This window comes from Achromobacter semiaridum (genome assembly GCF_053543755.1).
The window spans coordinates 102,128-128,534 of record NZ_JBLVOL010000066.1 but is presented as its reverse complement, the minus strand read 5'-3'; the positions used below and the strand labels follow the sequence as shown (position 1 = coordinate 128,534).

Below are 26,407 nucleotides of genomic sequence, written 5' to 3'. Positions count from 1 at the left end.
ATCATGAAATACCACGCCACTGAACGCATGCGCGACTCGGTCAACGCCGCGATGGACGTGCACGCGGGCCGCGCGGTCATCGACGGCCCCAGCAACTACCTGGGCGCGCTGTATCGCGCGGTGCCCATCGCCATCACGGTCGAAGGCGCCAACATCCTGACGCGCAACCTGATCATCTTCGGGCAGGGCGCCATCCGCGCGCATCCCTATCTAATGCCCGAAATGCTGGCGCTGGCCAACCCCGACGAAGAACGTGGCATCGAGGTGTTCCACGATGTGTTCTGGCGCCACCTGCGGCACGCCGGCAAGAACACGCTGCGCGCGATCGGCCGCGCCTGGTCGGGCGCCTTGCTGGCGCCGTCGCCGGTGTCCGGCCCCACGGCGGGGCACTACCGGCGGCTGGGACGCTATGCGTCCGGCTTTGCGTTGTTGGCCGACGCCACGCTGGCGCAATTGGGCGGCGGGCTGAAGCGGCGCGAAATGATCTCGGCGCGGCTGGGCGATGTGTTGTCGCAGCTTTATTTGCTGTCGGCGGTGCTCAAGCGCTGGGAAGACGAAGGCCGCAAGCACGACGATCTGCCGCTGGTGCATTGGTGCATGGAACAGGGCTACGCCAGCATCGAGAAAAGCCTGGACGAAGTGCTGCGCAACCTGCCGGGCCGCGTGCTGGCGTGGGGCCTGCGCGCCGCCATCCTGCCGTGGCGCCTGGCGCGCGGGCCGAACGACGCCTTGACGCGCGCCTGCGCCGACCTGCTGTTGAAGCCGTCGCCCACCCATGACCGGCTGGCGGCCGACCTGCATCGCGAGCCGGGCAGCGGCGCGGCGGCCGGCGTACTGCTGGGCGGTGGCCGCGCGGGTAGCGACCCCTTGGCGGACTTGACCCGCGCCTTTGCGCTGGTTGACGCGGTGCAGCCCATCCGCGACCGCCTGCGCCAGTCGAACGTGCACAATTGGCGCGAGGCGCATCAGCTGGGCGCCATCACGGACGCGCAGGCGGCGCAGCTGGAGGCGGCGGACGCGGTGGTGTCCAAGGTCTTGCAGGTGGATGATTTTGCGCCGCAAGCGCTGTCGCCCCAGGCGGCAAGCCCTGATTCGACGTCCGTTTCCGACCCAGCCCCCAAACCCGACGCTTAATCGTCCGCGTTCGGGTCCATGCCGGGGAACAGGATTTCCGTGAAGCCGAACTTCGTGAAATCCTGGATGCGCGACGGGTACAGCCGGCCGATCAGGTGATCGCATTCGTGCTGCACCACACGGGCGTGAAAGCCTTCGGCTTCGCGCTCGATCAGCCGGCCATACGGGTCGCGGCCGCTGTAGCGGATGTGGCGATAGCGCGGCACCAGCCCGCGCAGGCCGGGCACCGACAAGCAACCTTCCCAGCCGTCTTCCATCTCGTCCGACAAGGGGGTGATGACGGGGTTGCACAAGATGGTCTGCGGCACGGGGGGCGCGTCGGGGTAGCGGTCGTTGCGGTCAAAGCCGAAGATAACCACTTGCAGGTCCACGCCGATCTGCGGCGCCGCCAGCCCCACGCCTTGTGCCGCCGCCATGGTTTCGAACATGTCGTCGATCAGGGCGTGCAGCTCGGGCGTGTCGAATTTATCGACGGGCGGGGCCACGCGCAGCAAGCGCGGGTCGCCCATTTTCAGGATGGGGTGGATCATGGCGGTACGCGTCAGTCTTGACGGCCTTTCTTCTGGATGAACTCGATCTTGTAGCCGTCCGGGTCTTCGACGAAGGCGATCACGGTCTTGCCGTGCTTCATCGGACCGGCTTCGCGGGTGACCTTGCCGCCGCGTTCCTTGACCTTGTCACAGGCTTCGTAGGCGTTGTCCACTTCCAGCGCGATGTGGCCGTAGCCGTTGCCCAGGTCGTACTTTTCGGTGTCCCAGTTGTGGGTCAGTTCGATGACCGCGCCTTCGGACTCGTCTTGATAGCCGACGAAGGCCAGCGTGAACTTGCCTTCGGGGTAGTCGTTGCGGCGCAGGACGCGCATGCCGAGCACGTTGGTGTAGAAATCGATGGACTTATCAAGGTTGCCGACTCGCAGCATGGTGTGGAGCATACGCATGGAGATCTTCCTTAGGCGATGAGGGGTTGTGGCAGGAACCCGGGGTTGCCCGAGTGTTGCCGCGTAATGCCGATGTCGCGCAGTGCGCCGCCCATGGCGGCGACTGCCTGCCGCATCTGGTCCGCGCCAAAGGCGCCGATGCAGCCGACCCGGAACGTGGGTTGTTCGGTGTTGAAGAAATTACTGAGCACGTAGCCGCGCGCCTTCAGGGCGTCCACGAACAATTGCAGATGCCAGTTAGGGGAATCGGGCGCATGCACGTTGACGACGATGGGGCCTTGCAGATCGCGCGACAGATAGGGCGTCAAGCCCAGTTCGCTGACGCCATCATAAAGCGTGCGCATGTTGGCCGTGTAACGCGCCAGCCGCGCCTCGCGGCCTTCCTGGCGGTACAGGTCCAGCGCCACGGCCAGCGCGGCCAGCGTGGGCGCCGGGGGCGTGAAGCGCGGGCCCGCATTGGGCGCCAGCGTGTGTTGATAGATGTCGGCCAGATCCAGCGACCAGCTGCCCGCGTTGCCGCGGGCGGCTTCCAGGCGGTCGCGGCGGGCCACGACGAACGCCGCGCCGGGCAGACCTTCCAGGCACTTGTTGGCCGTCAGCACCACGGCATCCACGGCGGGCAGGGCGGACACATCCAGCGGCAAGGCGCCAAAGGCGGACACCGCGTCGACGATGACGCGGCGGCCCAGCGCGTGGGCAATGCGCGCCAATGCCGGCACGTCGTGGCAGATGCCGCTGCCCGTTTCGCTATAGACCACCGCCAGGTGCGTCAGCGTGGGGTCTTGTTCCAGCGCGGCGGCCACGGCGGCCGGCTCCAGCCGTTCGGTGGCGCCCACCGCCAGCGGCACGGCGATGCGCCCCGCGTCGCTAGCCAGCTTTTGCAGGCGCGCCGCGTACGCGCCGGTGGACGGCGCCAGCAGGCGGCCGCCGGGCGGCACGAAGGTGCGTACGGCGGCTTCCACCGCAAAGTGGCCGCAGCCGGGCAGCGCCAGCGCCACGTGCTCGTCCGCCGAGCCCTGGGCCACGTGCAAGACGCCGTCGCACACCTGCCGGTAGGCTGCGCGGAAATCGTTGTCCCACGGCGCGTAGTCTTGCGCCATGGCGGCCTTCACCCGCGCGTCGGTCGTGACCGGGCCAGGAATCAGCAGCAACATTGTCTTGTCTCCAGTGCGCCTCAGAACTGAGGCAGCGAAGCGGGGTCGTGGCGCCGCAGGATGTTCTTGGCGTCTTCGAAGTCGGGAAGGATCTGGCCGACTTCGCGCCAGAAGTCCTGACTGTGGTTCATCTCGCGCAGATGCGCAAGCTCGTGCGCGATGACGTAGTCGATGATGCCGGGCGCGAAATGGATCAGGCGCCAGTTCAGCATGATGTTGCCGTCGCTGGTGCAGGAGCCCCAGCGCGTGGCGGCGGACGACAGCCGCCAGCGGCGGATCTTCAAGCCGCTGATATGCAGGAAGTGCGCCAGCCGCGCGCCGAACCACGCGCCCGCGCGCTGTTGTAGCCAGGCTTGCGCGGCGTCGCGGATACGGCTTTGGTCGGCCGTGGACGGCAGCGCCAGCCATAGCGTGTCGCCGTCCTCGGGCGCGTCGGCATCGCCCGACAGGCGCGACTGGCGGCTGTCGCCACCCACGCCGATCACGATGCGCTTGCCCAGGTAAGGCAGTTCGCCACCCGCTTGCCAGCGCGTGTGCGCCATGGCCAGCTGCTGCTTGCGGGCGTGCCATTCGCGCAGCTTGGTGACGATCCAGCGCGCTTTTTCGCGCACGGCGTCGTCAATCTGCGCCAGCGTGACCCAACTGGGCGCGGTGACTCGCAGGCCGTCGTCGGTGATGACAAAGCCGATGCTGCGCCGACGCGAACGCAGCAGCACGAAGCCGATGGGCTGTTGATCGGTGGGGATTTCGCGCCAGCGCGCGCCGGGCGGCAGCGGATCGGGGCAGGGCGTGGGCACGCGCGAGGCGGCATTGGGCGACAGCGTCAGCAGCGGCTCGCCCTTGCCGGCGTCGCCTTCGGCGGCGTCGGGGAACAGGTTCACGGGCGTGACGGGCTGGGGCTGCGGCTGGGGTTGCTGCTGCTGAGGCCGCGGTTCAAGCCTGGGCTGAGGCGGCGGCGTTGGCGTTGGCGTGGCGATCAGCGGCGACGCGCCGTGGGGCGCGTCGTGTTCTTGCATGTCGAACAAGAGTTCGAGCTGATCAGTGCTGGGCATACCTTTCAGGATTCAGACGCCGCATTTCCCCTTCGATCCATTCCTGAACCTTCTGGTTCAGTTCGTCGGGGGAGAGTCCCTTGGATTCTATCGCGGGACCGATCGACAGGGTGACCAGCCCGGGATATTTGACGAAAGCGTTGCGCCGCCAGCACTCGCCGGCGTTGTGCGCCACGGGAATGACCACCGCGCCGGTGCGCGAGGCCAGCAGCGCTCCGCCCATCTTGAAGCGCGCCGTCTTGCCCGGCGGCACGCGTGTGCCCTCGGGAAACAGCAGCGGCCAACGGCCTTCGTCCATGCGCGTCTGGCCCTGCTTGACCACCTGGTCGAAGGCGTCGCGGCCCTTGGAGCGGTCAATGGCGATCATGCGCAGCAGCGCCAGGCCCCACCCGAAGAACGGCACCATGTGCAGTTCTTTCTTGTAGACGAAGCACACTTCGCGCGGCATGTGCGCGGGAAAGAACAGCGTTTCCCAGGCCGACTGGTGTTTGGACAGAATCACCGCCGGGCCGTCGGGCAGGTTTTCCCAGCCCTTGACCTGCCAGCGGATACCGCAGAACACCTTGGCGCCCCAGATGGCCAGGCGCGGCCAGCCCACCGTCAGCTTGTAGCGCCAATGCAGCGGCAGCGGCGCCCACAGGATGCACAGGAACGCGTAGGGGATGACCGTGATGGCCAAAAACAGGAAATACAGCAGCGAACGTAGCCGGGCCATTGAATCAATTGTCCTGAAGCAGAATGTCGACGACCGCCGACAGGTCTTCGCAGACCCGGGTGTTCTCGGGCAGGCCGCCCTTGGCCAGCGTCTTCTTGCCGTTGCCGGTGTGCACCAGCCACGGCGCGCAGCCTACGGCCGCCGACGCTTGCAGATCGCGCAGCGAATCGCCCACCGCCGGCACGCCGGCCAGGCTGATGTCGTAGCGGTGCCCGATCTGTTCGAACAGCCCCGGGCGCGGCTTGCGGCAGGTGCAGTTGTCATCCGGCCCGTGCGGGCACAGGAACACGGCGTCGATGGCGCCCCCCACGGCGGCCAGTTCGCGCCGCATCTTGGTGTGGATGGCGGTCAGCGTGTCCATGTCGAACAGGCCGCGCGCCAGGCCCGACTGGTTGCTGGCCACCACCACTTTCCAGTCGGCCTGCGTCAGCCGCGCAATGGCTTGCAGGCTGCCGGGCAGGGCGATCCATTCGTCGGGATTCTTGACGAACGCATCGCTGTCCTGATTGATGACGCCGTCGCGGTCTAGGATGATCAGTTTCACTGTGCCAGCCTGGAAATGTCGGCCACCTGGTTCATCAGGCCATGCAGCTGGCTCAACAACGCCAGCCGGTTGGCGCGCACGGCCGGGTCTTCGGCCATGACCATGACATCGGCAAAGAAGGCGTCCACCGGTTCGCGGGCTTGCGCCAGCGTGGACAGGCTGCCGGCAAAGTCGCCGGCGGCCAACTGAGCTTGCGCCTGCGGGCGCAGCTTGGCGACGGTGGCGGCCAGGGCCTTTTCAGCGGGTTCGACCAGCGTGGCGTCGTTCACCGCACCGATCTCGCCTTCAGCCTTTTTCAACAGGTTGCCGATGCGCTTGTTGGCGGCGGCCAGGCTGGCCGCTTCGGGCAACTGCGCGAACGCGGCGGCGGCGCGCACGCGCTCGGCCACCTGGTGCAGCGGCGGCGTCAACGCAATCACGGCTTCCACCGCGTTGCGGTCGAAATCGTTGATGAGCTGGTTGCGATAGCGCTCGTAAATGAAGGTGCGCACTTCGGCCAGCGTGTCGGCCGGGATCTTGCCGGCGGCGAAGGTGCCGGCGGCCAGGGCCAGCAGGCCGTCGAGCGACAGCGGGCCGTCCTGGCTGACCTTCAGCCAGCCGCCGGCCGCCAGCTGTTCAAACGCGCTGATCAGGCCAAGCGCCGCGCGGCGCAGGCCGAAGGGGTCGCGTTCGCCCGTGGGCGCCAGGCCGATGGCCCAGATGCCAACCATCGTTTCCACGCGTTCGGCGATGAACAGCGTGGCGGCGGTCAGCGTGTCTTGCGTGACGGGCGCGTCGTAGCGGTTGCGGTACTGCGTGCGCAGCGCTTGCACGACGCTGTCGGGCTCGCCGTCGCCGGCCGCGTAGTAGGCGCCCATGATGCCTTGCAGCTCGGGGAATTCGCCCACCATGTTCGAACCCAGGTCGGCCTTGGCCAGCATGGCGGCGCGGTCAGCGGCGGCAACGTCGCCGCCCAGCTGTTCGGCCACGCCGCGCGCGATGGCGCGCACGCGTTCGACGCGTTCAAGCTGGGTGCCCAGCTTGTTGTGATAAACGATGGAACCCAGCTGTTCCACGCGCGAAGCCAGCGGCGTCTTGCGATCGGTTTCGAAGAAGAACTGCGCGTCGGCCAGGCGCGGGCGCACCACGCGCTGGTTGCCTTCGACGATGTTCACCGGGTTGTCCGTGTGCATGTTGCTCACGATCAGGAAGCGGTGCGTCAGGCGGCCGGTGGCCGGGTCGAACAGCGGGAAGTACTTCTGGTTCAGCCGCATGGTCAGGATCAGGCATTCCTGCGGCACTTGCAGAAACTGCTCTTCAAACTGGCCCACATATACGGTGGGGTGCTCGACCAGCGCCGTCACTTCGTCCAGCAGCGCGGCCACTTCCGGGTCATCGCCCAGCGTGGCCGACAGGCGGCCGGCGTGGTCCAGCAACTGGCGCTGGATCTCATCGCGACGGCCTTCGAAGGACGCCACGACGCGGCCCTTTTCAGCCAGCGTGGCGGCGTACGAATCGGCATCGGCAAACGACACCGGGCCGGCGCACATGAAGCGGTGGCCCAGCGTGTCGCGGCCGGCCTGCATGCCCAGCGTGGACACGGGCACCACATCGGCGCCGAACAGGGCAACCAGGCCGTGCGCCGGGCGCACGAACTTGACGGTGGTGACGCCGTCGGCCAATTGGTAGCGCATCACCTTGGGAATCGGCAGGCTGTTCAATGCCGTGTCGATGCCTTCCTGCAAGCCGGCGGCCAGCGACGATCCGGTGGCGGTGCCGCGTGCCACCAGGTAGTCCTGCTTGCCGTCGGATTCGCGGTCCAGCGTGGCCAGGTCTATGTTTTCCAGGCCCTTGGCGGCCAGCTTCTTTTGCAGTGCCGGGGTGGCCTTGCCGTCTTCGGTCAGGCCGATCTTGGCGGGCATCAGCTTTTCGGCATAGGGCTGGTCGGGCGCTTGCGCCAGCACGGCGGACAGGTGCACGGCCAGGCGGCGCGGCGTGGAATACGCGGTCGCGGCGCAGCCTTCGGCCAAGAGGCCGTGGCGTTCCAGCGTGGCGCGCACGCCTTCGGCAAAGGCCTGGCCCAGCTTTTGCAGGGCCTTGGGCGGCAATTCTTCGGTCAGCAGTTCGACCAGCAGGGGGCGGATGTTCGTCGTCATTTATGCTGCCTCCCCGGCGGCCTGGTTGCGGCGCAGCATGGGAAAGCCCAGTCGTTCGCGGGAATCGAAATAAGCCTGCGCGACGGCGCGCGACAGGTTGCGGATGCGGCCGATGTAGGCGGCGCGCTCGGTCACGCTGATCGCGCCGCGCGCGTCCAGCATGTTGAAGGTGTGCGCGGCTTTCAGCGCGGCCTCGTAGGCCGGCAGCGCCAGCGGCACTTCCATCAGCCGCTTGGCCTCGGCTTCGTAGTCGTTGAAGTGCGCAAACAGCATGTCGGCCGACGAATGCTCGAAGTTGTAGGTCGATTGCTCGACTTCGTTCTGGTGGAACACGTCGCGGTACAGCACGCGGTTGCCGTTGGCGCCCTCGGTCCAGACCAGGTCGTAGACGCTTTGCACGTCTTGCAGGTACATGGCCAGGCGTTCCAGGCCGTAGGTGATTTCACCGGTGGTGGGCGTGCAATCCAGGCCGCCCACCTGCTGGAAGTACGTGAATTGCGTGACTTCCATGCCGTTCAGCCACACTTCCCAGCCCAGGCCCCAAGCGCCCAGCGTGGGGTTTTCCCAGTCGTCTTCGACGAAGCGGATGTCGTGTTGCGTCGGGTCGATGCCCAGCGCTTTCAGCGAACCGATATACAGGTCCAGGATGTCGGGCGGCGCCGGCTTGAGCACCACCTGGTACTGGTAATAGTGCTGGAGGCGATTGGGGTTTTCGCCATAGCGGCCATCCTTGGGGCGGCGCGAGGGCTGCACGTAGGCGGCGCGCCACGGCTCCGGGCCGATCGCGCGCAGGAACGTGGCCGTGTGCGAGGTGCCGGCGCCGACTTCCATGTCGTAGGGTTGCAGCAGGGCGCAACCCTGCTTGTCCCAGTATTCCTGGAGCGTAAGGATGATTTGCTGAAAGGTGAGCATAGGATTCTTGGAATTCGACCGCCGGGCAAGGCCTGCCGTGGGCGTGGGAAACCGGGCATTTTAACTGGCCCGGGGCCGTCCCGTTTGGCGGGCGCCGCCGCGCGGTTACATCTATGCCCGGACGGCATCCCCCGGGCGGGCCAGTGTGCCCCTGGCGGACGCTTGGGGGCGGCCCCGCTGCGCCTGGAAACCAATGGTCGTATGATTCCGGGTTACGTCCCAAGTCTTATATAAAACCCGGAACCCGATTCCGAGAAATCCCGGAAGGAGCAGTCCTATGTCAGACCTGATCACGGTGGAAGTCACCGACGGCATCCAGATCATCACGATCAACCGCCCCGAAGCCAAGAACGCCATCAACCTGGAAACCGCCCAGGCCATGGCCGCCGCGCTGGACCAGCTGGACAGCCGCGACGACATTCGCATCGGCATCCTGACGGGCGGCGGCGGCACGTTCTCGTCGGGCATGGACTTGAAGGCATTCGCCAAATCCGGGCAGCGCCCCTACGTTGAAGGCCGTGGTTTTGCCGGCTTGAACGAACGCCCGCCCAAGAAGCCGCTGATCGCCGCCGTGGAAGGCTATGCGCTGGCCGGTGGCTGCGAAATGGCGCTGGCTTCCGACCTGATCGTGGCTGCCAACAACGCCAAGTTCGGCCTGCCGGAAGTCAAGCGCGGCCTGGTGGCCGGCGCCGGCGGCATGCTACGCCTGCCGCGCCGCCTGCCGTACCACATCGCGATGGAAGTGATCTTGACGGGCGAAATGCTGACCGCTGAACGCGCCTACTCGTTCGGCCTGGTCAACCGCCTGACCGAACCGGGCGGCGCATTGGCCGGCGCGCTGGAACTGGCGCGCGCCATTGTTGAAAACGGCCCGTTGGCCGTGCAGACCGCCAAGAGCATCGTGTCGCAGGCCGTTGATTGGGAACAGGACGGCATGTTCGACCGCCAACGCCCGTTGATCGCCCATATCTTTTCGTCGGCCGACGCCAAGGAAGGCGCGACGGCTTTCGCCGAAAAGCGCAAGCCGGTCTGGCAAGGTAAATGAGCCCCCACGCCGCACTTCGCTCCGCTCGCTTGCTGCCCCCCGAGGGGGCGTTTTTTGCCTTGGGGCGGCCCGGCGGCAAAAATTGTTCTTTCCACAGCGGTTGGCAGTTAGTGCCAGCCGCGTTTTCAATATCCAGTTTTCCATCTAGACCCGCAAATCGCCATGTCCGTCATCATTAAAGAAGAAGACTTCATCCAGTCGATAGCCGATGGCATCCAGTTCATCAGCTACTACCATCCCGTCGACTACATCCGCCATCTGGCGCGCGCGTACGAGCGCGAGGAAAGCCCCGCCGCGCGTGACGCGATGGCGCAGATCCTGACCAACTCGCGCATGTGCGCCGAAGGCAAGCGCCCGCTGTGCCAGGACACCGGCATCGTTAACGTTTTCCTGAAGATCGGCATGAGCGTGCGCTTTGACACCAAGCGCACCTTGCAGGAACTGTGTGACGAAGGCGTGCGCCGTGGCTACCTGAACCCGGACAATCCGCTGCGCGCTTCCGTGCTGGACGACCCGCTGTTCGCCCGCAAGAACACGCGCGACAACACGCCCTGTATCCTGCACGTTGAACTGGTCCAAGGCGACAAGGTCGACGTGCAGATCGCGTCCAAGGGCGGCGGTTCGGAAAACAAATCCAAGTTTGCCATGCTGAACCCCAGCGATTCGCTGGTGGACTGGGTGCTGAAAACCGTCCCGACGATGGGCGCCGGCTGGTGCCCGCCGGGCATGCTGGGCATCGGCGTTGGCGGCACCGCGGAAAAGGCCATGCTGATGGCCAAGCAGTCGTTGATGGAAGACATCGACATGTACGAACTGCTGGCCCGCGGCCCGCAGAACAAGCTGGAAGAGCTGCGCATCGAGCTCTACGAAAAGGTCAACGCGCTGGGTATCGGCGCGCAGGGCCTGGGCGGCCTAACGACCGTGCTGGACGTCAAGATCAGCACCTTCCCCACGCACGCCGCGTCCAAGCCGGTTGCCATGATCCCGAACTGCGCCGCCACGCGCCACGCGCACTTCGAACTGGACGGCACGGGCCCCGCGCGCCTGGACCCGCCGTCGCTGTCCGAATGGCCCGAAGTGCACTGGGCGCCGGACTACAACAAGTCCAAGCAAGTCGACCTGAACACGCTGACCAAGGAAGAAGTGGCCAGCTGGAAGCCGGGCCAGACGCTGCTGTTGTCGGGCAAGATGTTGACCGGCCGCGACGCCGCGCACAAGCGCATCCAGGACATGTTGGCCAAGGGCGAGCCGCTGCCGGTGGACTTCACCAACCGCGTGATCTATTACGTGGGCCCGGTGGACCCGGTGGGCGATGAAGTGGTCGGCCCCGCGGGTCCCACCACCGCCACGCGCATGGACAAGTTCACCGACATGATGCTTGAGAAGACGGGCCTGATCTCGATGATCGGCAAGTCCGAACGTGGCCCGGTCGCCATCGAAGCCATCAAGAAGCACGGCTCGGCCTACCTGATGGCCGTGGGCGGCGCGGCGTACCTGGTGTCCAAGGCAATTCGCGGCGCCAAGGTGCTGGGCTTTGCGGACCTGGGCATGGAAGCCATCTACGAATTCGACGTCAAGGACATGCCGGTGACCGTGGCGGTGGACGCCAAGGGCACGTCGGTCCACACGACGGGGCCGAAGGAATGGCAAGCCAAGATCGGCAAGATCCCGGTGGCGGTGGCGTAAGCCTCGCACCGATCCACGCTGACATAAAAACGGCCGCTGAGAAATCAGCGGCCTTTTTTTTGACGCGGCATGGCATGGCGCCTAGGCGCCGCGCGTACCCTTCGTGAACGCCGCTATCGCGTCCGGCGATTTGCCCAGCACCTCGCGCAGCACTTCCTCCGTATGTTCGCCCAGCAGCGGCGGGGCGCGCCGATACACCACCGGCGACCCTGAAAAGCGTAACGGGCTTGCCGTCACCGGTGCCACGCCGCCCAACGGATGCGGCATGTCCCGACGCAACTGCCGCGCCTGCGCCTGCGGATGCGCAAAAGCCTGCGCAATATTGTTGATCGGGCCGCACGGCACGCCCACCGCTTCCAGCTTGGCAATCCAGTCGTCACGACGGCCCTCGTGCATGATCCCCGTCAGGATGCCGATCAGTTCCTCGCGATTCGTCACGCGCAACCGGTTCGTGGCAAAGCGCGGATCGTCGCCCAGTTCCGGCACGCCGATGGCGCGGCAGTACGCGCGGTACTGCGATTCATTGCCCGTGGCCACGATCAGGTGGCCGTCGCTGGCGGCGAACACCTGGTACGGCACCACGTTCTGGTGGGCGTTGCCCGCGCGGGTGGGCGCCACGCCCGAGTTGAAGTAGTTGGAATTCTGGTTTGCCAGCAATGCCACGTGGCTGTCCAGCAAGGCGATGTCCAGATGCTGCCCCAAGCCGCTGCGATGCCGCTCCTGCAAGGCCGCCAGGATCGCTACCGTGGCGTACATGCCGGTAACGATGTCGGTCACCGCCACGCCCGCCTTCTGCGGGCCGCCACCGGGCAGGTCGTCGCGTTCGCCGGTGATGCTCATCAGCCCGCCCATGCCCTGGATCATGAAGTCGTAGCCGGGGCGCTGTGCAAAGGGCCCGTCCTGCCCGAAGCCCGTGACCGAGCAATAGATCAGGCGCGGGTTGACGGCCTTCAGGCTGTCGTAGTCGAGCCCGTATTTGGCCAGGCCGCCCACCTTGAAATTCTCGACCAGGATGTCGCTGACGGCAGCCAGTTCGCGGATCAGCGCCGCGCCTTCCGGCGTGGCCATGTCCGCTTCCACCGAGCGCTTGTTGCGGTTGGCGCTGAGGTAGTACGCGGACTCGCTGGTGTCCTGGCCGTCGCCATCCTTCAGGTACGGCGGCCCCCATGCGCGCGTGTCGTCGCCCACGCGCGGGCGTTCGATCTTGATGACGTCGGCCCCCAGGTCGGCCAGGTTCTGCGTGCACCAGGGGCCGGCCAGGATGCGCGACAGGTCCAGCACGCGGATGCCGTCCAGCGCGGGCGCGCGCGTCATGATTGCACCGTCGCGGTACCGTGGCTCATCACCACGACGTTGCGTTCGCGCGAGCGCGCCAAAAACTGGATCTGCCCGTCCGGCAGCCGCCAGATGTCGCATTGCAGCGTTTCGCCGGGATACACCGGCGCCGAGAAGCGCGTGTTCAGGCTGGTCAGCCGCGATGCGTCGTAGTCGCAGCAGCTTTTCACGATCGCGTGCGCCACCACCCCATACGAGCACAGCCCATGCAGGATGGGGCGCGGATACCCGGCCTGGCGCGCGACCTCGGGGTCGACATGCAGCGGGTTGGGGTCGGCGTTCAGGCGATACAACAGCGCGGCGTTGGGGGCGATGCGCAATTCGCAGCGCAGGTCCGGGTCGCCCTGCGGCGTGGCGGGCAGGGGCTCGGGGCTGGCATCGCCCTGGCCAAAGCCGCCGTCGCCTCGGCAGAAGGTGCTTTGCCGCAAGGTGGCCAGGCAGGCGCCGTCCTCGCCGTGCAGCGTGCGTTCGGTGATGACGATGGCGCCTTTGTCCGCGCCCTTGTCGATCACGTGCGTGTTGCGGCTGCGGCTGCTGACCTGGCCCGCGGGCGGCAGCGGCGCGTGCACGGTCAGGCGTTGTTCGCCATGCACCACCTTGACCCAGTCGATGCTGCTGCGCGGGTCGCGCACCCAGAAGCCTGGGTACGCCAGCACCACGCCCATCGTGGGAAATGCTTGCAGATCTTCTTCGTACACGTAGCGCAGCTGGCGGGTGTCCTCGGGGTCCTGGCCCAACCCGATGCCCAGCGCGTACAGCATGGTGTCTTTGTGGTCATAGCGCTGACGGACCTCGTCAAAGCGCCAGTTCTTTACGGTCGCGTAATCCAGCGGCATGGCGGTCTCAGATGGGGTCCCAGTCGATCACGTCGGGCGAACGCTCCAACGCGTAGAAGTGCTTGCGCATGGCGGGCACGGCGATGTCGGCGATGCGTTCGGGCGTCCAGCCTTCGCTGTGGTGCACCGTGCGCAGCGGGCGCGGCTGGCTGATCAACATGATTTCGTTGGCGCGCACCGCGAAGATCTGCGCGGTGATCTCGCTGGCCGCATCGCTGGCCAGAAACACGGCCATCGGCGCAACCTTGCCCGCTTCCATCTTCTTCAATTTTTCGACGCGTGCCTTTTCTGCGTCGGTTTCCGCCGGAATGGAACTGGTCATGCGGCTCCAGGCGAAGGGCGCAATGCAGTTCGAACGCACGTTGTAGCGCGCCATGTCCAGCGCGATGGATTTGGACAGCGCCACGATGCCCAATTTCGCGGCCGCGTAGTTGGCCTGGCCAAAGTTGCCGATCAGGCCCGAGGTGGATGTCATGTGCACGAACGCGCCGGATTCCTGCTCGCGGAAATACGGCGCGGCCGCGCGGCTCATGAAGAACGAACCGTTCAGGTGCACGTCGATCACCTGGCGCCATTCCTCTTCGCTCATCTTGTGGAAAACCCGGTCGCGCAGGTTGCCCGCGTTGTTGACCACGGCGTCGATGCGTCCGAATGCGTCGATGGCCGTCTGCACGACGCGGCTGGCGCTGTCGTAGGCGGCCACGCTGTCGGTGTTGGCCACCGCCTGTCCGCCTGCCGCCGTGATTTCGCGCACGACCGCTTGTGCGGGGCCCTCGCCGCCGCCTTCGCCCGTCAGCGACACGCCGATGTCGTTCACCACCACCTTGGCGCCCGCCTGGGCCATCGCCAGCGCGATGCTGCGCCCGATGCCTCCGCCCGCGCCGGTGACGACCACTACCTTTCCGGAAACGATGCCGCTCATTGCCCTGACTCCTTTGCTGCGGCGCACGCGCCGTCGATGGAAAACAGTTCCGCATCAACCGGTCTGGTTCATGGGAATGCCCCATGGTAGATTCGTGGCGGCATTCGAAGAATTCAAAATTAGAAATGCCCCCCTTCTGCGTGGTGGAACATGAGACATGATCTGACGGACCTGCGTTTGTTCTTGAACGTGGGCGAAACCCTCAACCTGACCCGGGCCGCGGAACGCACGTTCCTGTCCTTGCCGGCGGCAAGCGCCCGGGTCAAGCACATGGAAGAAGCGTTCAAGGCGCGCCTGTTGGTGCGGCTGGCCACGGGCGTGGCGCTGACGCCGGCGGGCGAGGTGCTGCTTAAACACGCCAACGCCGTCTTCCGGCAACTGGAATGCCTGAATGCCGATCTGCAACCCTATGCCAGCGGCCTGAAAGGGCGCTTGCGCCTGCTGGCCAACACCACGGCCACCAATTCATTCCTGGCCGATGCCTTATCCACGTTCCTGGCGGAGAACCCTGACGTGGACGTCGAGCTTGAAGAGAAAATTTCTGGCGACATTGTCATCGCCATCCGCGCGGGCGCGGGCGATCTCGGGCTGGTGGCGGGCAATATCGACGTGGCGGGGCTGGACGTCACGCCCTTGTTTCGCGACGAGCTCACCGTGGTGACCTCGCTGGAGCATCCCCTGGCCGCGTCCAAGTCCGCGCACTTCGCGGACCTGGTCGACGCCTACCAGTTCGTGGGCATCCACCCTGACAGCGCCATCCAGACCTTTCTGGAAGACATTGCCAGCGGCCTGGGCAAGCGCCTGTGCCAGCGCGTGCACGTGGGCAGCTTCGAGGCGGTGTGCCGCATGGTCGAGGCGGGCGCGGGCATTGCCGTGGTGCCACGCGCCTGCGCCGCGCGCTACAGCCGCCCCGATGCGCTGCACGTGCTGAAGCTGGAAGACGCCTGGGCGCTGCGCGACCGCCTGCTGTGCCGCCAGCGCGGCCGCGACCTGCCCAGCTTTGCCGAGTGCTTTATCGAACATGTGCAACGCGCGGCGCGCGGGCAGTCGGCCTAAGCCGGGCCCTCGTCCGTATGTCGTATCCGCGACGGGACTCAGGGAAATTCCTGTCCGATGATCGAACGTTGGGGCGGGTGCGAAAGAGGGGCTTTTGAAAATGTGTAGCGGCGAATCCGGGCTCTCGGAAAATAATAAAAAAGCGTGGGACGAGCCACGCGAAGAAAAAGAGCGGCGGGCGGCAGCATCCAACGCCCGATCGCGAACAACACCGAGACCCAGGAGACCGCAGTGATTGATCCTCAACGCCGCCGCGTCATCGCGGGGCTGGGCGCCGCGTGCGCCTCGGCCGTGCTGCCCACTTTGTTTTCATCGCCGGCACGCGCCGCCACGTGGCCAGGCCATGCCGTGACCTTCATCGTGCCGTTTCCGGCGGGCGGTCCGGTGGACACCACCGCGCGCTTCACCACGCAGCCGCTGGGGCAGATGTGGTCCGTGCCCACCGTGGTGGACAACAAGTCGGGCGCGGGCGGCATCGTCGGCGCGCAATTCGCAGCCAAGGCCGAGCCCGACGGCTACAACTTCTTCTTCGCGTCCATCCACCACGCGGTGCTGCCCAGCCTGCGCAACAACCTGACCTACGACATCACCACCGACTTCGTGCCGGTCGGCATGGCAGCGGTGTTTCCCATCGTGCTGGTGGTGAACGCAGCGCTGCCCGTGAACTCCGTCGGCGAACTGATCGCCTACGCCAAGAAGAACCCGGGCAAGCTGTCGTTCGGGTCGTCGGGCACGGGCGGCGGCACGCACCTGGCGGGCGAATTGTTCAACGCCATGGCCGGCATCCGCATCCAGCACGTGCCGTATCGCGGCAGCGCGCCGGCCATGCAGGACCTGCTGGGCGGACAGGTGCAGGTGATGTTCGCCGATGGCCCGTCCGCCGTGCCGCACTTGAAGGGTGGCAAGGTGCGCGCGCTGGGCGTCGGCAACCCCACGCGTTCCAGCATGCTGCCCGACGTGCCCACCATCGCCGAGTCGGGCCTGCCCGGCTACGAGGCCTATTCCTGGAGCGGCGTGATGGCGCCCAAGGGCACGCCGCCCGATATCGTCAAGCGCATCAACGCCGACATGGTCAAGGTGCTGTCCGACCCGGCCACGGCCAAGAGCCTGATCGCGGCGGGCGCCGAGCCCAAGCCGGGCACGCCCGAACAGTTCGGCGCGTTCGTGCGCGACGAGATCGTGAAATGGCGCGACCTGATCAAGACGGCGAATATCAAGCTGGAATAAGGCAGATGAGATAGAGCAGATGAAATAAGGCAGACCGCATCGGGCAGATTGATGAATGCCGGATAGGGGCTTCGGATTGCGGCCCCGCATTTCAGATTTGTTCTATATCTGTTTGGCGTGGGGTCGGCTAGGCTCCTGGCAGGAAATCCATACGGACTCTGCCATGCCCAGCCAGCCGACTTTCCGTTTCACCTTTCAGCCTGTGAAGGCAAGGGCGATCGGCGTTGCCTTCGACGTTGTCGAGTTCACGCTGGACGAAGCGCTGTCGGAAACGTATCGCTTGACGCTGTGGCTATCCAGCACGGAATCCGACATGGATATCGGCGCCATGCTGGACGAAGCGGCCTTGTTCACCATCTGGCATGGCGCGCAAGCGGCGCGCCACGTACACGGCATCGTCACTGAGTTTGAACAAGCCGCTACCGGCTTTCGCCGTACCCGCTATCGGGCAGTCGTCGAACCGTCTTTGGCGCGTGCCGCCCTTTGTTCCGATTGGCGCATTTATCAGCATCTGTCCGTGCCCGAGATCATGGCCGACGTGATCAAACGCCAGGGCATCACCGACTACGAACAGATCAGCACCTTCGAACACCTGCCGCGCGAGTATTGCGTGCAGGCAGGCGACACGGACCTCGCTTTCCTGGACCGGCTTGCTGCCGAGGAAGGCTATTTCTATTACTACGCGCATTCCGACGGTGGGCATCGTCTGATACACGGCGACCGCATCACCCTCAACGACGACATCCCGGGCGACCCGGTCATTTACCACGCCACCTCCGGCGGCGACCCACCCACGCCCGGCTTGCAGCGCTTTAGCTATACCGAGCGCGTACGCACCGCTATCCAGACACAGCGCGACTACACCTATACGCACCCTCGGTATGAGCTGGAACACAGCGCTGTCGCCGCGGATCAGCCCCATCAAGACATGGGCTACGAGCGTTACGACTATCCCGGGCGCTACAAGCGCGATGAGGCGGGCGAGCCCTTTGCGCGGACCCGCTTGCTGGGGCGCCGTAACGACGCTTGCAGCGCGTCAGTCGAAGGCGACGACCCGCGTCTTGTTCCCGGCCTGGCCTTTTTGTTGCAGGGCCACGCGCGCGACGAGTGGAACCAAAAGTGGCGTCCGGTACGTATGCGTCACCATGGGGTTCAGCATGTCAGCCAGGAGCAGGACAGCCCGGACGCCCAGTCAGGCACGCACTACGGCTACACGGCTGAACTCGTGCCTGCCAAGACGGACTGGAAGCCGTCGCCCCGCGGCAGACCGTGCATCGATGGCTCACAAACGGCCACCGTTGTCGGCCCGCCCAACGAAGAAATCTACTGCGACGACTTTGGCAGGATAAAGGTTCAATTTCCCTGGGACCGCCTCGGCCGCAACAATGAACACAGCTCGTGCTGGATACGCGTGGCGCAGGATTGGGCGGGCGCGCAGTGGGGGCATATGGCGGTTCCGCGTATCGGTCAAGAGGTCGTCGTGAATTTCTTGAACGGTGATTGCGACCAGCCAATTGCCATGGGGCGGCTATTCCGCGCGACCAACCTGCCGCCTTACGCGCTGCCCCGGCACAACACGATTGCCACCATCAGATCCAAAGAGCACAAAGGGCAACGCGCGAACGAACTGCGGCTGGACGACACCTTGGCCCAGATCAGCGCGGCGCTGATGAGCGACCATGCCGCCTCCCAACTGCATCTGGGTTATTTGACGCAGCCCCGGCCCAAAGGCGGGGCGCCCCGTGGTGAAGGGTTTGAGCTGCGCACGGACGGACAGGGCGCGGTGCGCGCCGCAAAGGGAATATTGCTGACCACAGACGGACAAGCACACGCCAAGGGCGGGCAGCTATCCCGTAACGAAATGGTGCAGCGCTTGGAAAGCGCGCTGGAACTGGCCCGTAACCTGGGCGCATATGCCGCCCGCCACGAGGCGCTGCCGCTTGACCCAACGCGCCAGCAGCAGCTGACGGACAACGTGCGGGACCTGGGGCATGGCGCCAACGACGAAGCCGGGGGCAGCAACGGCGGCCAACCCGTTATTGCGTTGAGCAGCCCGGCGGGCCTTGCCGTGGGCACGCCGGCGTCCATCACCGTGGCGGCGGGCGGCAACGCGGATACCGTTGCGCAGAAGAACCTGCACCTGACGGCGGGGCAATCCGTCGTTATGAATGCGGGGCAGGGAATCAGCCTCTTTACACAAAGCGGGAATATGCGGCACATCGCCCACCAAGGCCAGATGCTGTTGCAGGCGCAGCATGGCAGCGTCCGCGTGCAAGCCGAGAAAAGCGTTGAAATTTCCTCGGCCGCCGCGCATGTCCTGGCGGTTGCCGACAAGCACATCACGCTGTTGTGCGGCGGGGCCTACATCAAGATGCAGGATGGCGCGATTGAGTTTGGCTGCCCCGGTGCGTTCACGGTCAAGGCGGCCAGCCATCAGATGCTGGGGGCGGCCAGCTTGGCGGCGGAACTCCCCCGGTTCGACCTTGGCCCGACCCAACGAAAATTCATCGTGACTCTGCCGGACGGCGTGCGCCCGGTGGCCCACCGCCGCTACACGATCACATTGAACAATGGCGAAACCGTCCAAGGCATCACCGACGCGCAAGGCGCGACGCAGTTGATGGAAAGCGACGCGATGCACATCGCGACGCTGACCTTGCACGACGCCGATTGACGCGGCCACGGGGGCGGGCCCTGATGCGATTGGCCGGGCTGCCGGCGGGCCAATTCACTTCGACGAAGGAGGTTCCATGGCAACACATTCCGTCCCGTTGACGGGCCAGCCCGAGGCGCTGCTGTTGCCCGGCGCGCGCCCTGCGATCGTGCGGGTACAACAGGCAAAGCCCTGCGTGGTGATTCTGATTCACGGGGTGAATGATCTGGCCGGCGTGTATGACGACCTGGAAACCGGCATCTGCGTGGGCTTGAATGAGCGCCTGGATCATTTGAAGGCCGCGGACGGCAGTAGAAGCTGCGCCGCGCTGAATCCCGCCAGTTACCGATTGCCCGCCGAGGATCAGGGCGCGGCGCCCAATCCTGACGCCGTCTACTATCGCCGCCGAGCATCCGCCGGAAAGTTCGGCGGCGGGTCGCGCAGTGTCGTCATCCCGTTCTATTGGGGCTTTCGCGAAGAAGAGCAATACATCGACAAGAAGACCGAGCACGGAGAATGGCTGGACCGCTACCACAACAGGCTCGACAAAGACGGTATCAAGCAGGGCGGGATGTTCGCGAATGCCACGACTTCCATTCCGGATATGTGGGGTGAGGGTTTCTCCGGCAAGCTGCTTGGCCTGCTGCCGATCAACCCGCTATTTGGGTCCCCCGACCATCCGCTGGTCATGGCGCCCAGCCGCAAGTACATGCTGCTGGCGGCCAAGCGACTGGCCATGCTGGTGAATATGATTCGCGCCTATCGCCATCCTGGCGGCAAGACCACCGGCGAGAACGACACGATCAATGTGGTCGGGCACAGCCAGGGCACGCTGATCACCCTGCTGGCCAACGCCTTGCTCAAGGACGAAGGCAAACGCGCCGTGGATGCGGTCATCATGATGAACCCGCCATACAGCCTGCTGGAGTCCCGCTTCGAGCGCATGGAGATGTCCGAAGCGCAGCAGACCACCAAGGCGCGCGTGACAACGCTTGCGAATATCGTCGGCTTCATCGGCGCAAATCCCAACCCGGTGCCCACCTTCGCTCAGATGGCCGACCCCTCAAGCCCTTCCTGCATCGGTGGATTGCGTTGGAATGGCGTGCAGTGCCAGACCACGCTGGACGGCAAAGACGTTGCCTTTTCCGAGCGTGACAATCGCGGCCGCGTGTTCCTCTACTTCTCTCCCGAGGACAAAACCGTCGGCATGCGCAATGTGCAGGGTATCGGCTGGCAAGGCATTGCCGACACCTTGACTTACCAGGCCATGCCTGCGCACAAGCCAAGGACGATGGTGGATTTCGTGCCCACGATGGTGGGCAACATGGCGAAGCAGTGGGTGGGTGATATTGACGGCCCCGGATTGTCCGCACTGGGTAGCCATTTTCATCAACGCGTCTTCACCATGCGAGCGCGGGACGGCAAGAGCCAACCCATTGGTCTGCCGCCAACTCAAAACTACGTCTTGCGCCGACAGCATGAAAGCACCTGGGAGGGTTCGGGCATGGGCCTGCCGCAGCGATGGGCGGCCAACGCCGACTTCGCGCCTGGCCAGTCGGTGCCCATCAATGCGCCAGCCCTGCCGCAGCCGTTTCTGGCGGACTTCAGGTCGGGCGGGGTGGTAATGGCCGAGCAGGCATCGGCGGGTATCGCACCGGTACACGCGCCGGATGATCCGATAGATGCATCGATTGCCATTACGAACAAGGGCATACGTGTGGCGGGTACCCGCGTGGTGACCTTACCGGAAAGCGCCGGACCGGTCCCGCAAACCTATAGCTCCCGCAGTGGGGGCATGGCATATGCGCCATTGCTTGAAGCAGAACTCACGGGTTTGAACGACCCGTTGCGTAACCCGTACAGCGCGCCGGAGAACAACGAATGGGCAGCGGACTGGCACCGGATCACCGGGGTCGACCACGTGGGCGGACGTCGCTTTAACGTGACATATCAGGAAAGCCCGAACGAGGCGCGTCGGCGAAGAATGGACGCGGGGGCGGACGAGCAAAGCCCGATCTCCTTTCATTCATCAATCCCCGCGAATTCAATGCATAGCCAACGCGCAATGGCGTACGACCTGGCGATAGGGCAGGCACGCAGTATTGATGACGAGCCGTTCTATGCGTATTTGTGTCGGGTGGCGGATTGGAGGATGGCTTGGGTGGAGTTGGATGAAGAAGCGGATACAGGAAAACTTCCAGACGAAGCGATCCAGGAGTACTACAAAAATGAAAGCGCCGACAACCTCGAACTCGTCAATGCTACCGATCTCTATCGAAGCAGGAAGATTACGCTCTATGGCGAAGATGGGAAGTTGTCGCGTAGGGGAGGAGGCAGCGTGCCTGCCTCGATCCATCAAATGAAGTTGTCCACCTTGGTGTCTACGCAGACCCGAAAGGACAGAGATGCTGGCCGCAATCTCACGGCTGGTGACGGGGAGTCGGAATGAAGCTCATATCTTGCGCTATGGCTCTTATGTTGGCCGCTACGTTTCAGCAAGAGGTACTCGCCGAGGCCGATAGTTCAAGGGAGTCCTCCGAGCGGAAGGAAGTGGCTTGCGAATTGCCTCCAGCGCCTGATGCGTGGATTCCCGTTGATCCCATTCCGCAATCCCCCGGAGTTGTGATGCCTATTTTCTCTGCGTCCTCCTCGTCCCCACGCCTGGAGACGTTGGACATCATCCGCGTTGGCTTGAGCCTTGACGTTTATCGTCAAGGCCAGGTGTGGGCGCAACTGCTACAACAAAATTCCGCGCAAGCTGATGTGTTGCTCGTTGGAACGGCGTTGCAGTTGGACACCACGTTCTATCCAACCATTGCGGAAGACAGGACGACGGCTTGGGCGCAGCGTAAGGCCAACGCGTTGGAGTTGACGCTGCGAGGCTTTCCTGAGCGCTGGGTGATCCCCTCTTTGACGGTCGTACGCGATTACGATCCAAAGCTGGATCGATTGCGCTTTTCTCCGGAAAGGGTGTCAATTTTCCTGGGCGGGATGGCCGATCGAACGATGGGGCCTGCGGGCTTACATTGGCACCGCAGTAAGCCGCTCACACCGGGGGTGATCTGCAACAACACGCCCGAGGAATTTGTGGGCTATTTGTTTAGAGTCTTTGAGCAGAATCCCGATATGCCGGCGCTTCTTGTCTATGCGTTGGACTCCTATGCAATGCACTCCGCCCTGGGTACCCGAGACGACAAGCCCATCGGCCTGGGTTCCGGCCCCCGCCAACCCGGCGAGCTGACAGACGCCGTCACCGCCATCGTCTTTGCCCGCCCCGAGCGCCTGGACTGGTTGCGCGGCTTTGCCAAGTACACCAAACCGCACAAGAACGACATTGACCCCGCCTTCACTGGCTGGCGCCGCAACCCGCCATATTCCTTTCAACCCAGCCCCTGGTTCCCTCAGCCCATCACCGAACGCGGCTTCCAGCAATGGGACCGCCTGACGCCGTTGGCGCGGCTGCACCGCCCAGTCGAAGTGTCGCTCCTATCCGACGGCATCCCCCTGAAAGGCGAGGCTCGCCATGCGGCCATCGCAAACGCCTGGACGCGGGCCGTGACGCCTCTGGCTCACGCGCCCACGCGAGTCTTCTACGACGCAGGCTTGAACCGTTCCGCCCTGGCCGATCTGCTTCCCGCTTTGCAGATGGCCGACAGCCCGCTCGATCTGCTGGCTTCGGACCAAAGCTACGACCTGACGCAACGCCTGGGCGACACGGGGGCGGCGTCTCCCTTTGTGGGTATTGCACTGGCCACCATGGCCAGCTATCTGAACGCCGACACCAGCGCCATCGTCCCGCTGCGCCGTGACGACCGGGTAACGGTGATCACCATCAGTTCACCGACGCCGGGCCAGAAGCCGGCGAACGATCCCTTCGGCGTGAAGCTGCGCCCGCAAACCCGCACCTTGAGCGAAGCGCCGTCACCGGAGTTTTTGCAGCGGTTTGCGGAACTGACGCAAGAAAGCGCGCGTAACGCCCCGCCACCCGCGCGGTATGTGGACCCGGAGAGAATCGCGGCCGAGCAGCGCCTGCTGGATCAGTTCATCGCTGGCGGGCCGAGCATGGATTTGCTCGGGAAGTCGGAAAAGTGATGCGACTGAAGCAATCTAGCCCGCTGCCGCCACCAACGCCGCCCGCGCGCTGAGATATTCGGCTTCCAGCTGATCCACCAGCGTCGCGATGGCCAGGATCTCTTGCGCTGACCCAACCCCCTGGCCGGCGCTCCAGACATCTTTCCACGCCTTGGGCCGTGAGTTTTTGTCCATGTTCGCGGGGGGCGCTTCGCCATTTCGGGACAAGGCCACGGGGTCCAATCCCGCCGCCAGAATGCTGGCCGACAGGTAGTTCGCGGGCACGCCAGAAAAGTACGGCGTGTACGTCACGTCAGCGGCTTGCGCTTGCAGCACCATCTCGCGGTAGGCATCGCCCGCCAGCGATTCCTGCGTGGCGATGAAGCGCGTGCCCATGTAGGCGAAGTCGCAGCCCAGCACCTCGGCGGCAAGCACGTCCTTGCCATGGCTGATGCAGCCCGATAGCGCCAAGGGGCCGTCATAGAACGCACGGATTTCGTTGACCAGCGCAATCGGATTGATCTGGCCCGCGTGGCCGCCCGCGCCCGCCGCCACCAGAATCAGGCCGTCCACGCCCGCCTCCAGCGCGCGCTTGGCGTGCCGCACGTTGGTGACGTCGTGATAGACCAGACCGCCGTAAGGATGCACGGCCCGCACCACCGCTTCGGGCGCGTGCAGCGACGTGATGATGAGCGGTACGCGGCGTTCGGCGCAGATCGCCAGATCGCCCTGCCAGCGCGGGTTGCTGGGGTGGATGATCAGATTCACGCCGTAGGGCGCCACCTTGGCGTCGGGATGGGCGCGGCGTGTGGCGGCCAGCCCGCCTTCGATGCGCGTGATCCAGTCTTGCAACTGCTCCTGCGGGCGGGCGTTCAGGGATGGGAAGGTGCCGATTATGCCCGCCGCGCATTGCGCCACGACCAGCTCGGGCCCAGAGACCAGAAACATGGGGGCGCCGATGATCGGCAGGCGGGTCTGGGCGCGTAGCGCGAGCGGGGCGGGCATCGGTGGGCTCCGGTAAGGGTCAGTTGGCCTGGATGTTGGCGCTTTGGATAACGTCCGACCACAAGGCGTATTCGCGGTCGATGCGGGATTGCAGGGCGGTGGCGTCGCCTGGGTTGATGGTGTAGCCGCCTTCCGTCATGGCTTTGCGGAACGCGGGGTCCTTGGACACGTCTTGCAGCGCGCGCGTCAGGCGGGCCGAGACGGCGTCGGGTAATTTCCTGGGGCCGACCAGCGCATACCAGCCCACCACTTCGTAGTCCTTCATGCCGGCTTCCATCATGGTGGGCACGTCGGGCAGCTCGGGGTTGCGGGTCTTGGACGTGACGGCCAGCGCGCGGGCCTTGCCGCTTTTGATGAACGGGATCGCCGTGCTGGTGATGTCGAACATGAACGTGACCTTGCCGCTGATCACGTCCATCATGGCGGGCGAGTTGCCGCGATACGGCACGTGCAGCATCGACGCATCGGCCTGCTTTTTAAGCAGCTCGGCCGACAGGTGGTTGGACGCGCCGATGCCGGCGGACCCGAATGACACGGCATCGGGATGCGAGCGCGCATAGCTGACCAGCTCGCCCACGTTCCTGGCGGGAATCTGGGGGCCGATCAGCAGCACGTTGGCGTAATCGACCACCAGGCCGATCAATGAGAAGTCGCGGCGCGGGTCGAACAGCGTGCTGCGCTGAACCAGTGGCGACATGGTCAGTGTGGGGCTGGCGGCAAAGCCCAGCATGTAGCCGTCGGGCGTGGCCTTGGCGGTGGCGTCCGAGGCGATCATGCCGCTGGCGCCCGCGCGGTTCTCCACCACGACGGGCTGGCCCAGCTTGTCGCCCAGATACTTGGCGAAGACGCGCGCCGTGGTGTCGACCGGGCCGCCGGGCGCGTAGCCCACCAGCAGGCGGATGGGGCGGTCGGGGTACGTCTGCGCGCCGGCGCTGAACGCCATGGCGAAGGCTGCCGTGGCGGTGGCCACGGCAAAGAAAGTCTTGAGTTTCACGCTGTTGTCTCCTTGTGGTTAAGTGGCCGGTCGTGGAGCGGAACAGCGAGTCCGCGCCTACGCCAGCCTTTCTTTCAGCGGTTGCTTCAGGATCTTGCCGCTGACGGTCGTGGGAATCGTGTCGATGGAAATGATTCGCGCGGGGCGCTTGTACGGCGCCAGCTGGGCGCGCAGGTGCAGCATCAAGAGGTCGGTATCCACGCGCGCGCCGGGCAGGGGCTCGACGAACGCGATCACTTCTTCGTTCTGGTCCGCCGGGTTGCGGCCGACCACGGCGGACAGGCGCACGCCCGGAAAGGCGTTGATCACCGACTCCACTTCGATGGGATAGACGTTGAAGCCCGAGCGGATGATCAGGTCCTTGGAGCGGCCGGCGATGAACAGCGCGCCGCTGTCGTCCACATAACCGATGTCGCCGGTGTCGAGCCAGCCGCCGGGCAGAAGCGCCTGCTCGGTCTGTTCCGGGTTGCGGTAGTAGCCCAGCATGACGCCGGGGCCTCGGATCAGGATGTCGCCGCGCTGGCCGGGTTTCGGTGCACCCGCATCGGGGCTGCCCAGGCGCATTTCCACGCCGTCCACCGCATAGCCGGCCGAGCAGTCATCGCGCGGCTCGTCGATGCGCGTGATGAACATCGACCCCGCGTATTCGGTGATGCCGTAGCCGTGATGCATCGCCACGCCAAAGTAGCGTTCGGCGTCGCGCTTCAATGTGGGGTCCAGCGCGGCGCCGCCGGTGTACAGATAGCGCAGGGCGGGGGCGCGCAGTTCAGCGCGCGGCGGCGCCACGGCCATCATGCGGCTGAACATGGTGGGCACGCCTTGCAGGATGCTGACGCCGGGATGCGCCAGCGCCTTGAAGGCGTCGTCGGCGTCGAAGCGGCTGCGCAGCACGAGGCTGGCGCCCGCGTGCACGGTCGCCATCAGCACCGTGGCGATGCCGAAGATGTGCGACATGGGCAATGCCGCGTAGCCGATGTCGTGCGGCGTCAAGCGC

The 26,407-nt window shown here is 65.3% G+C and carries 22 protein-coding genes; 8 read left to right on the top strand and 14 right to left on the bottom strand.

Features of this window, described 5'->3' with window-relative positions; all coding sequences use genetic code 11:
* Nucleotides 1-1,134 (top strand): acyl-CoA dehydrogenase domain-containing protein (locus ACNPP0_RS18715; RefSeq protein ID WP_448706673.1); only part of this gene is annotated, 1,134 nt, incomplete at its 5' end.
* Here the strand turns inward: ACNPP0_RS18715 and def are convergent.
* The 8 genes from def to glyQ are packed head-to-tail and all read right to left on the bottom strand — an operon-like array spanning nucleotide 1,131 to nucleotide 8,583.
* A complete protein-coding gene (def, locus tag ACNPP0_RS18710) occupies nucleotides 1,131-1,664 on the bottom strand; it encodes a peptide deformylase (RefSeq protein ID WP_332612891.1) in 534 nt (177 codons plus the stop codon). The two genes, ACNPP0_RS18715 and def, sit on opposite strands and share 4 nt — an antisense overlap.
* Nucleotides 1,665-1,675: 11 nt before the next feature.
* Entirely contained in the window at nucleotides 1,676-2,071 is a 396-nt protein-coding gene (gene gloA, locus ACNPP0_RS18705; protein ID WP_046806494.1) for a lactoylglutathione lyase, read from the bottom strand.
* 11 nt (nucleotides 2,072-2,082) lie between these two features.
* Nucleotides 2,083-3,225 (bottom strand): 2-aminoethylphosphonate--pyruvate transaminase, encoded by a 1,143-nt coding sequence (locus ACNPP0_RS18700; protein ID WP_448706672.1) that lies wholly within the window; start codon nucleotides 3,223-3,225, stop codon nucleotides 2,083-2,085.
* Between the two features lie 20 nt (nucleotides 3,226-3,245).
* Entirely contained in the window at nucleotides 3,246-4,277 is a 1,032-nt protein-coding gene (locus ACNPP0_RS18695; protein ID WP_332612888.1) for a M48 family metallopeptidase, read from the bottom strand.
* Nucleotides 4,264-4,992 (bottom strand): lysophospholipid acyltransferase family protein, encoded by a 729-nt coding sequence (locus ACNPP0_RS18690; RefSeq protein WP_046806492.1) that lies wholly within the window; start codon nucleotides 4,990-4,992, stop codon nucleotides 4,264-4,266. Before ACNPP0_RS18690 ends, ACNPP0_RS18695 begins: the two co-directional genes overlap by 14 nt.
* A 4-nt stretch (nucleotides 4,993-4,996) precedes the next feature.
* On the bottom strand, nucleotides 4,997-5,536 hold the full coding sequence (gene gmhB, locus ACNPP0_RS18685) for a D-glycero-beta-D-manno-heptose 1,7-bisphosphate 7-phosphatase (RefSeq protein WP_314357448.1): 540 nt from the start codon (nucleotides 5,534-5,536) through the stop codon (nucleotides 4,997-4,999).
* A complete protein-coding gene (glyS, locus tag ACNPP0_RS18680; protein ID WP_448706671.1) occupies nucleotides 5,533-7,671 on the bottom strand; it encodes a glycine--tRNA ligase subunit beta in 2,139 nt (712 codons plus the stop codon). The genes gmhB and glyS overlap by 4 nt, the downstream gene beginning before the upstream one ends.
* Nucleotides 7,672-8,583: a glycine--tRNA ligase subunit alpha gene (gene glyQ / locus ACNPP0_RS18675; RefSeq protein ID WP_046806489.1), complete on the bottom strand. Its 912-nt coding sequence runs from the start codon at nucleotides 8,581-8,583 to the stop codon at nucleotides 7,672-7,674.
* Nucleotides 8,584-8,860: 277 nt separating this feature from the next.
* Here glyQ and ACNPP0_RS18670 point away from each other — a divergent pair, with 277 nt between their 5' ends.
* Both ACNPP0_RS18670 and ACNPP0_RS18665 read left to right on the top strand, forming a co-directional pair.
* Entirely contained in the window at nucleotides 8,861-9,628 is a 768-nt protein-coding gene (locus tag ACNPP0_RS18670) for a crotonase/enoyl-CoA hydratase family protein (protein WP_046806488.1), read from the top strand.
* 162 nt (nucleotides 9,629-9,790) lie between these two features.
* Nucleotides 9,791-11,314 carry a fumarate hydratase gene (locus tag ACNPP0_RS18665; protein WP_006217560.1) on the top strand — a complete coding sequence of 508 codons (1,524 nt, stop codon included), beginning with the start codon at nucleotides 9,791-9,793 and terminating at the stop codon, nucleotides 11,312-11,314.
* 81 nt (nucleotides 11,315-11,395) lie between these two features.
* On the opposite strand, the gene ACNPP0_RS18660 is transcribed toward ACNPP0_RS18665, so the two are convergent.
* The 3 genes from ACNPP0_RS18660 to ACNPP0_RS18650 are packed head-to-tail and all read right to left on the bottom strand — an operon-like array spanning nucleotide 11,396 to nucleotide 14,407.
* On the bottom strand, nucleotides 11,396-12,628 hold the full coding sequence (locus tag ACNPP0_RS18660) for a CaiB/BaiF CoA transferase family protein (RefSeq protein WP_332612879.1): 1,233 nt from the start codon (nucleotides 12,626-12,628) through the stop codon (nucleotides 11,396-11,398).
* A complete protein-coding gene (locus ACNPP0_RS18655) occupies nucleotides 12,625-13,485 on the bottom strand; it encodes a MaoC/PaaZ C-terminal domain-containing protein (protein WP_448706670.1) in 861 nt (286 codons plus the stop codon). The genes ACNPP0_RS18660 and ACNPP0_RS18655 overlap by 4 nt, the downstream gene beginning before the upstream one ends.
* A 7-nt stretch (nucleotides 13,486-13,492) precedes the next feature.
* Complete coding sequence (locus ACNPP0_RS18650; protein WP_332612877.1) at nucleotides 13,493-14,407, bottom strand: SDR family NAD(P)-dependent oxidoreductase; 915 nt, start codon at nucleotides 14,405-14,407, stop codon at nucleotides 13,493-13,495.
* Nucleotides 14,408-14,557: 150 nt separating this feature from the next.
* Between ACNPP0_RS18650 and ACNPP0_RS18645 the strand changes: the two genes are divergently transcribed.
* The 5 genes from ACNPP0_RS18645 to ACNPP0_RS18625 all read left to right on the top strand — a co-directional run bounded on the left by ACNPP0_RS18645 (nucleotide 14,558) and on the right by ACNPP0_RS18625 (nucleotide 23,435).
* The gene (locus ACNPP0_RS18645) at nucleotides 14,558-15,463 is read left to right on the top strand and encodes a LysR family transcriptional regulator (protein ID WP_448706669.1); all 906 of its coding nucleotides are present in this window, start codon (nucleotides 14,558-14,560) and stop codon (nucleotides 15,461-15,463) included.
* Nucleotides 15,464-15,694: 231 nt separating this feature from the next.
* Nucleotides 15,695-16,690, top strand: coding sequence for a Bug family tripartite tricarboxylate transporter substrate binding protein (locus tag ACNPP0_RS18640; protein WP_332612873.1), 996 nt, complete (start codon nucleotides 15,695-15,697; stop codon nucleotides 16,688-16,690).
* Between the two features lie 163 nt (nucleotides 16,691-16,853).
* On the top strand, nucleotides 16,854-19,364 hold the full coding sequence (gene tssI / locus ACNPP0_RS18635; RefSeq protein ID WP_448706668.1) for a type VI secretion system Vgr family protein: 2,511 nt from the start codon (nucleotides 16,854-16,856) through the stop codon (nucleotides 19,362-19,364).
* 76 nt (nucleotides 19,365-19,440) lie between these two features.
* Complete coding sequence (locus ACNPP0_RS18630) at nucleotides 19,441-21,792, top strand: Tle3 family T6SS lipase effector (RefSeq protein WP_448706667.1); 2,352 nt, start codon at nucleotides 19,441-19,443, stop codon at nucleotides 21,790-21,792.
* Between the two features lie 221 nt (nucleotides 21,793-22,013).
* Nucleotides 22,014-23,435, top strand: a complete 1,422-nt coding sequence (locus ACNPP0_RS18625; protein WP_448706666.1) for a type VI lipase adapter Tla3 domain-containing protein — start codon at nucleotides 22,014-22,016, stop codon at nucleotides 23,433-23,435.
* Nucleotides 23,436-23,450: 15 nt separating this feature from the next.
* Here the strand turns inward: ACNPP0_RS18625 and ACNPP0_RS18620 are convergent, their stop codons facing one another.
* The 3 genes from ACNPP0_RS18620 to ACNPP0_RS18610 form a co-directional block, all read right to left on the bottom strand.
* Nucleotides 23,451-24,419, bottom strand: coding sequence for an NAD(P)H-dependent flavin oxidoreductase (locus ACNPP0_RS18620; protein ID WP_332612869.1), 969 nt, complete (start codon nucleotides 24,417-24,419; stop codon nucleotides 23,451-23,453).
* A gap of 19 nt (nucleotides 24,420-24,438) precedes the next feature.
* Nucleotides 24,439-25,362 carry a Bug family tripartite tricarboxylate transporter substrate binding protein gene (locus ACNPP0_RS18615; RefSeq protein WP_448706679.1) on the bottom strand — a complete coding sequence of 308 codons (924 nt, stop codon included), beginning with the start codon at nucleotides 25,360-25,362 and terminating at the stop codon, nucleotides 24,439-24,441.
* A 108-nt stretch (nucleotides 25,363-25,470) separates the two neighbouring features.
* On the bottom strand, nucleotides 25,471-26,407 hold a 937-nt coding region (locus ACNPP0_RS18610; RefSeq protein ID WP_448706665.1), incomplete at its 5' end, for a class I adenylate-forming enzyme family protein.

Excerpts from the sequence above, each read along its gene's own strand:
- def (WP_332612891.1), bottom strand. The coding sequence starts at position 1,664 with ATGATCCACCCCATCCTGAAAATGGGCGACCCGCGCTTGCTGCGCGTG.
- gloA (WP_046806494.1), bottom strand. The coding sequence starts at position 2,071 with ATGCGTATGCTCCACACCATGCTGCGAGTCGGCAACCTTGATAAGTCC.
- ACNPP0_RS18700 (WP_448706672.1), bottom strand. The coding sequence starts at position 3,225 with ATGTTGCTGCTGATTCCTGGCCCGGTCACGACCGACGCGCGGGTGAAG.
- ACNPP0_RS18695 (WP_332612888.1), bottom strand. The coding sequence starts at position 4,277 with ATGCCCAGCACTGATCAGCTCGAACTCTTGTTCGACATGCAAGAACAC.
- ACNPP0_RS18690 (WP_046806492.1), bottom strand. The coding sequence starts at position 4,992 with ATGGCCCGGCTACGTTCGCTGCTGTATTTCCTGTTTTTGGCCATCACG.
- glyS (WP_448706671.1), bottom strand. The coding sequence starts at position 7,671 with ATGACGACGAACATCCGCCCCCTGCTGGTCGAACTGCTGACCGAAGAA.
- glyQ (WP_046806489.1), bottom strand. The coding sequence starts at position 8,583 with ATGCTCACCTTTCAGCAAATCATCCTTACGCTCCAGGAATACTGGGAC.
- ACNPP0_RS18670 (WP_046806488.1), top strand. The coding sequence starts at position 8,861 with ATGTCAGACCTGATCACGGTGGAAGTCACCGACGGCATCCAGATCATC.
- ACNPP0_RS18665 (WP_006217560.1), top strand. The coding sequence starts at position 9,791 with ATGTCCGTCATCATTAAAGAAGAAGACTTCATCCAGTCGATAGCCGAT.
- ACNPP0_RS18660 (WP_332612879.1), bottom strand. The coding sequence starts at position 12,628 with ATGACGCGCGCGCCCGCGCTGGACGGCATCCGCGTGCTGGACCTGTCG.
- ACNPP0_RS18655 (WP_448706670.1), bottom strand. The coding sequence starts at position 13,485 with ATGCCGCTGGATTACGCGACCGTAAAGAACTGGCGCTTTGACGAGGTC.
- ACNPP0_RS18650 (WP_332612877.1), bottom strand. The coding sequence starts at position 14,407 with ATGAGCGGCATCGTTTCCGGAAAGGTAGTGGTCGTCACCGGCGCGGGC.
- ACNPP0_RS18645 (WP_448706669.1), top strand. The coding sequence starts at position 14,558 with ATGAGACATGATCTGACGGACCTGCGTTTGTTCTTGAACGTGGGCGAA.
- tssI (WP_448706668.1), top strand. The coding sequence starts at position 16,854 with ATGCCCAGCCAGCCGACTTTCCGTTTCACCTTTCAGCCTGTGAAGGCA.
- ACNPP0_RS18630 (WP_448706667.1), top strand. The coding sequence starts at position 19,441 with ATGGCAACACATTCCGTCCCGTTGACGGGCCAGCCCGAGGCGCTGCTG.
- ACNPP0_RS18620 (WP_332612869.1), bottom strand. The coding sequence starts at position 24,419 with ATGCCCGCCCCGCTCGCGCTACGCGCCCAGACCCGCCTGCCGATCATC.
- ACNPP0_RS18615 (WP_448706679.1), bottom strand. The coding sequence starts at position 25,362 with ATGGCGTTCAGCGCCGGCGCGCAGACGTACCCCGACCGCCCCATCCGC.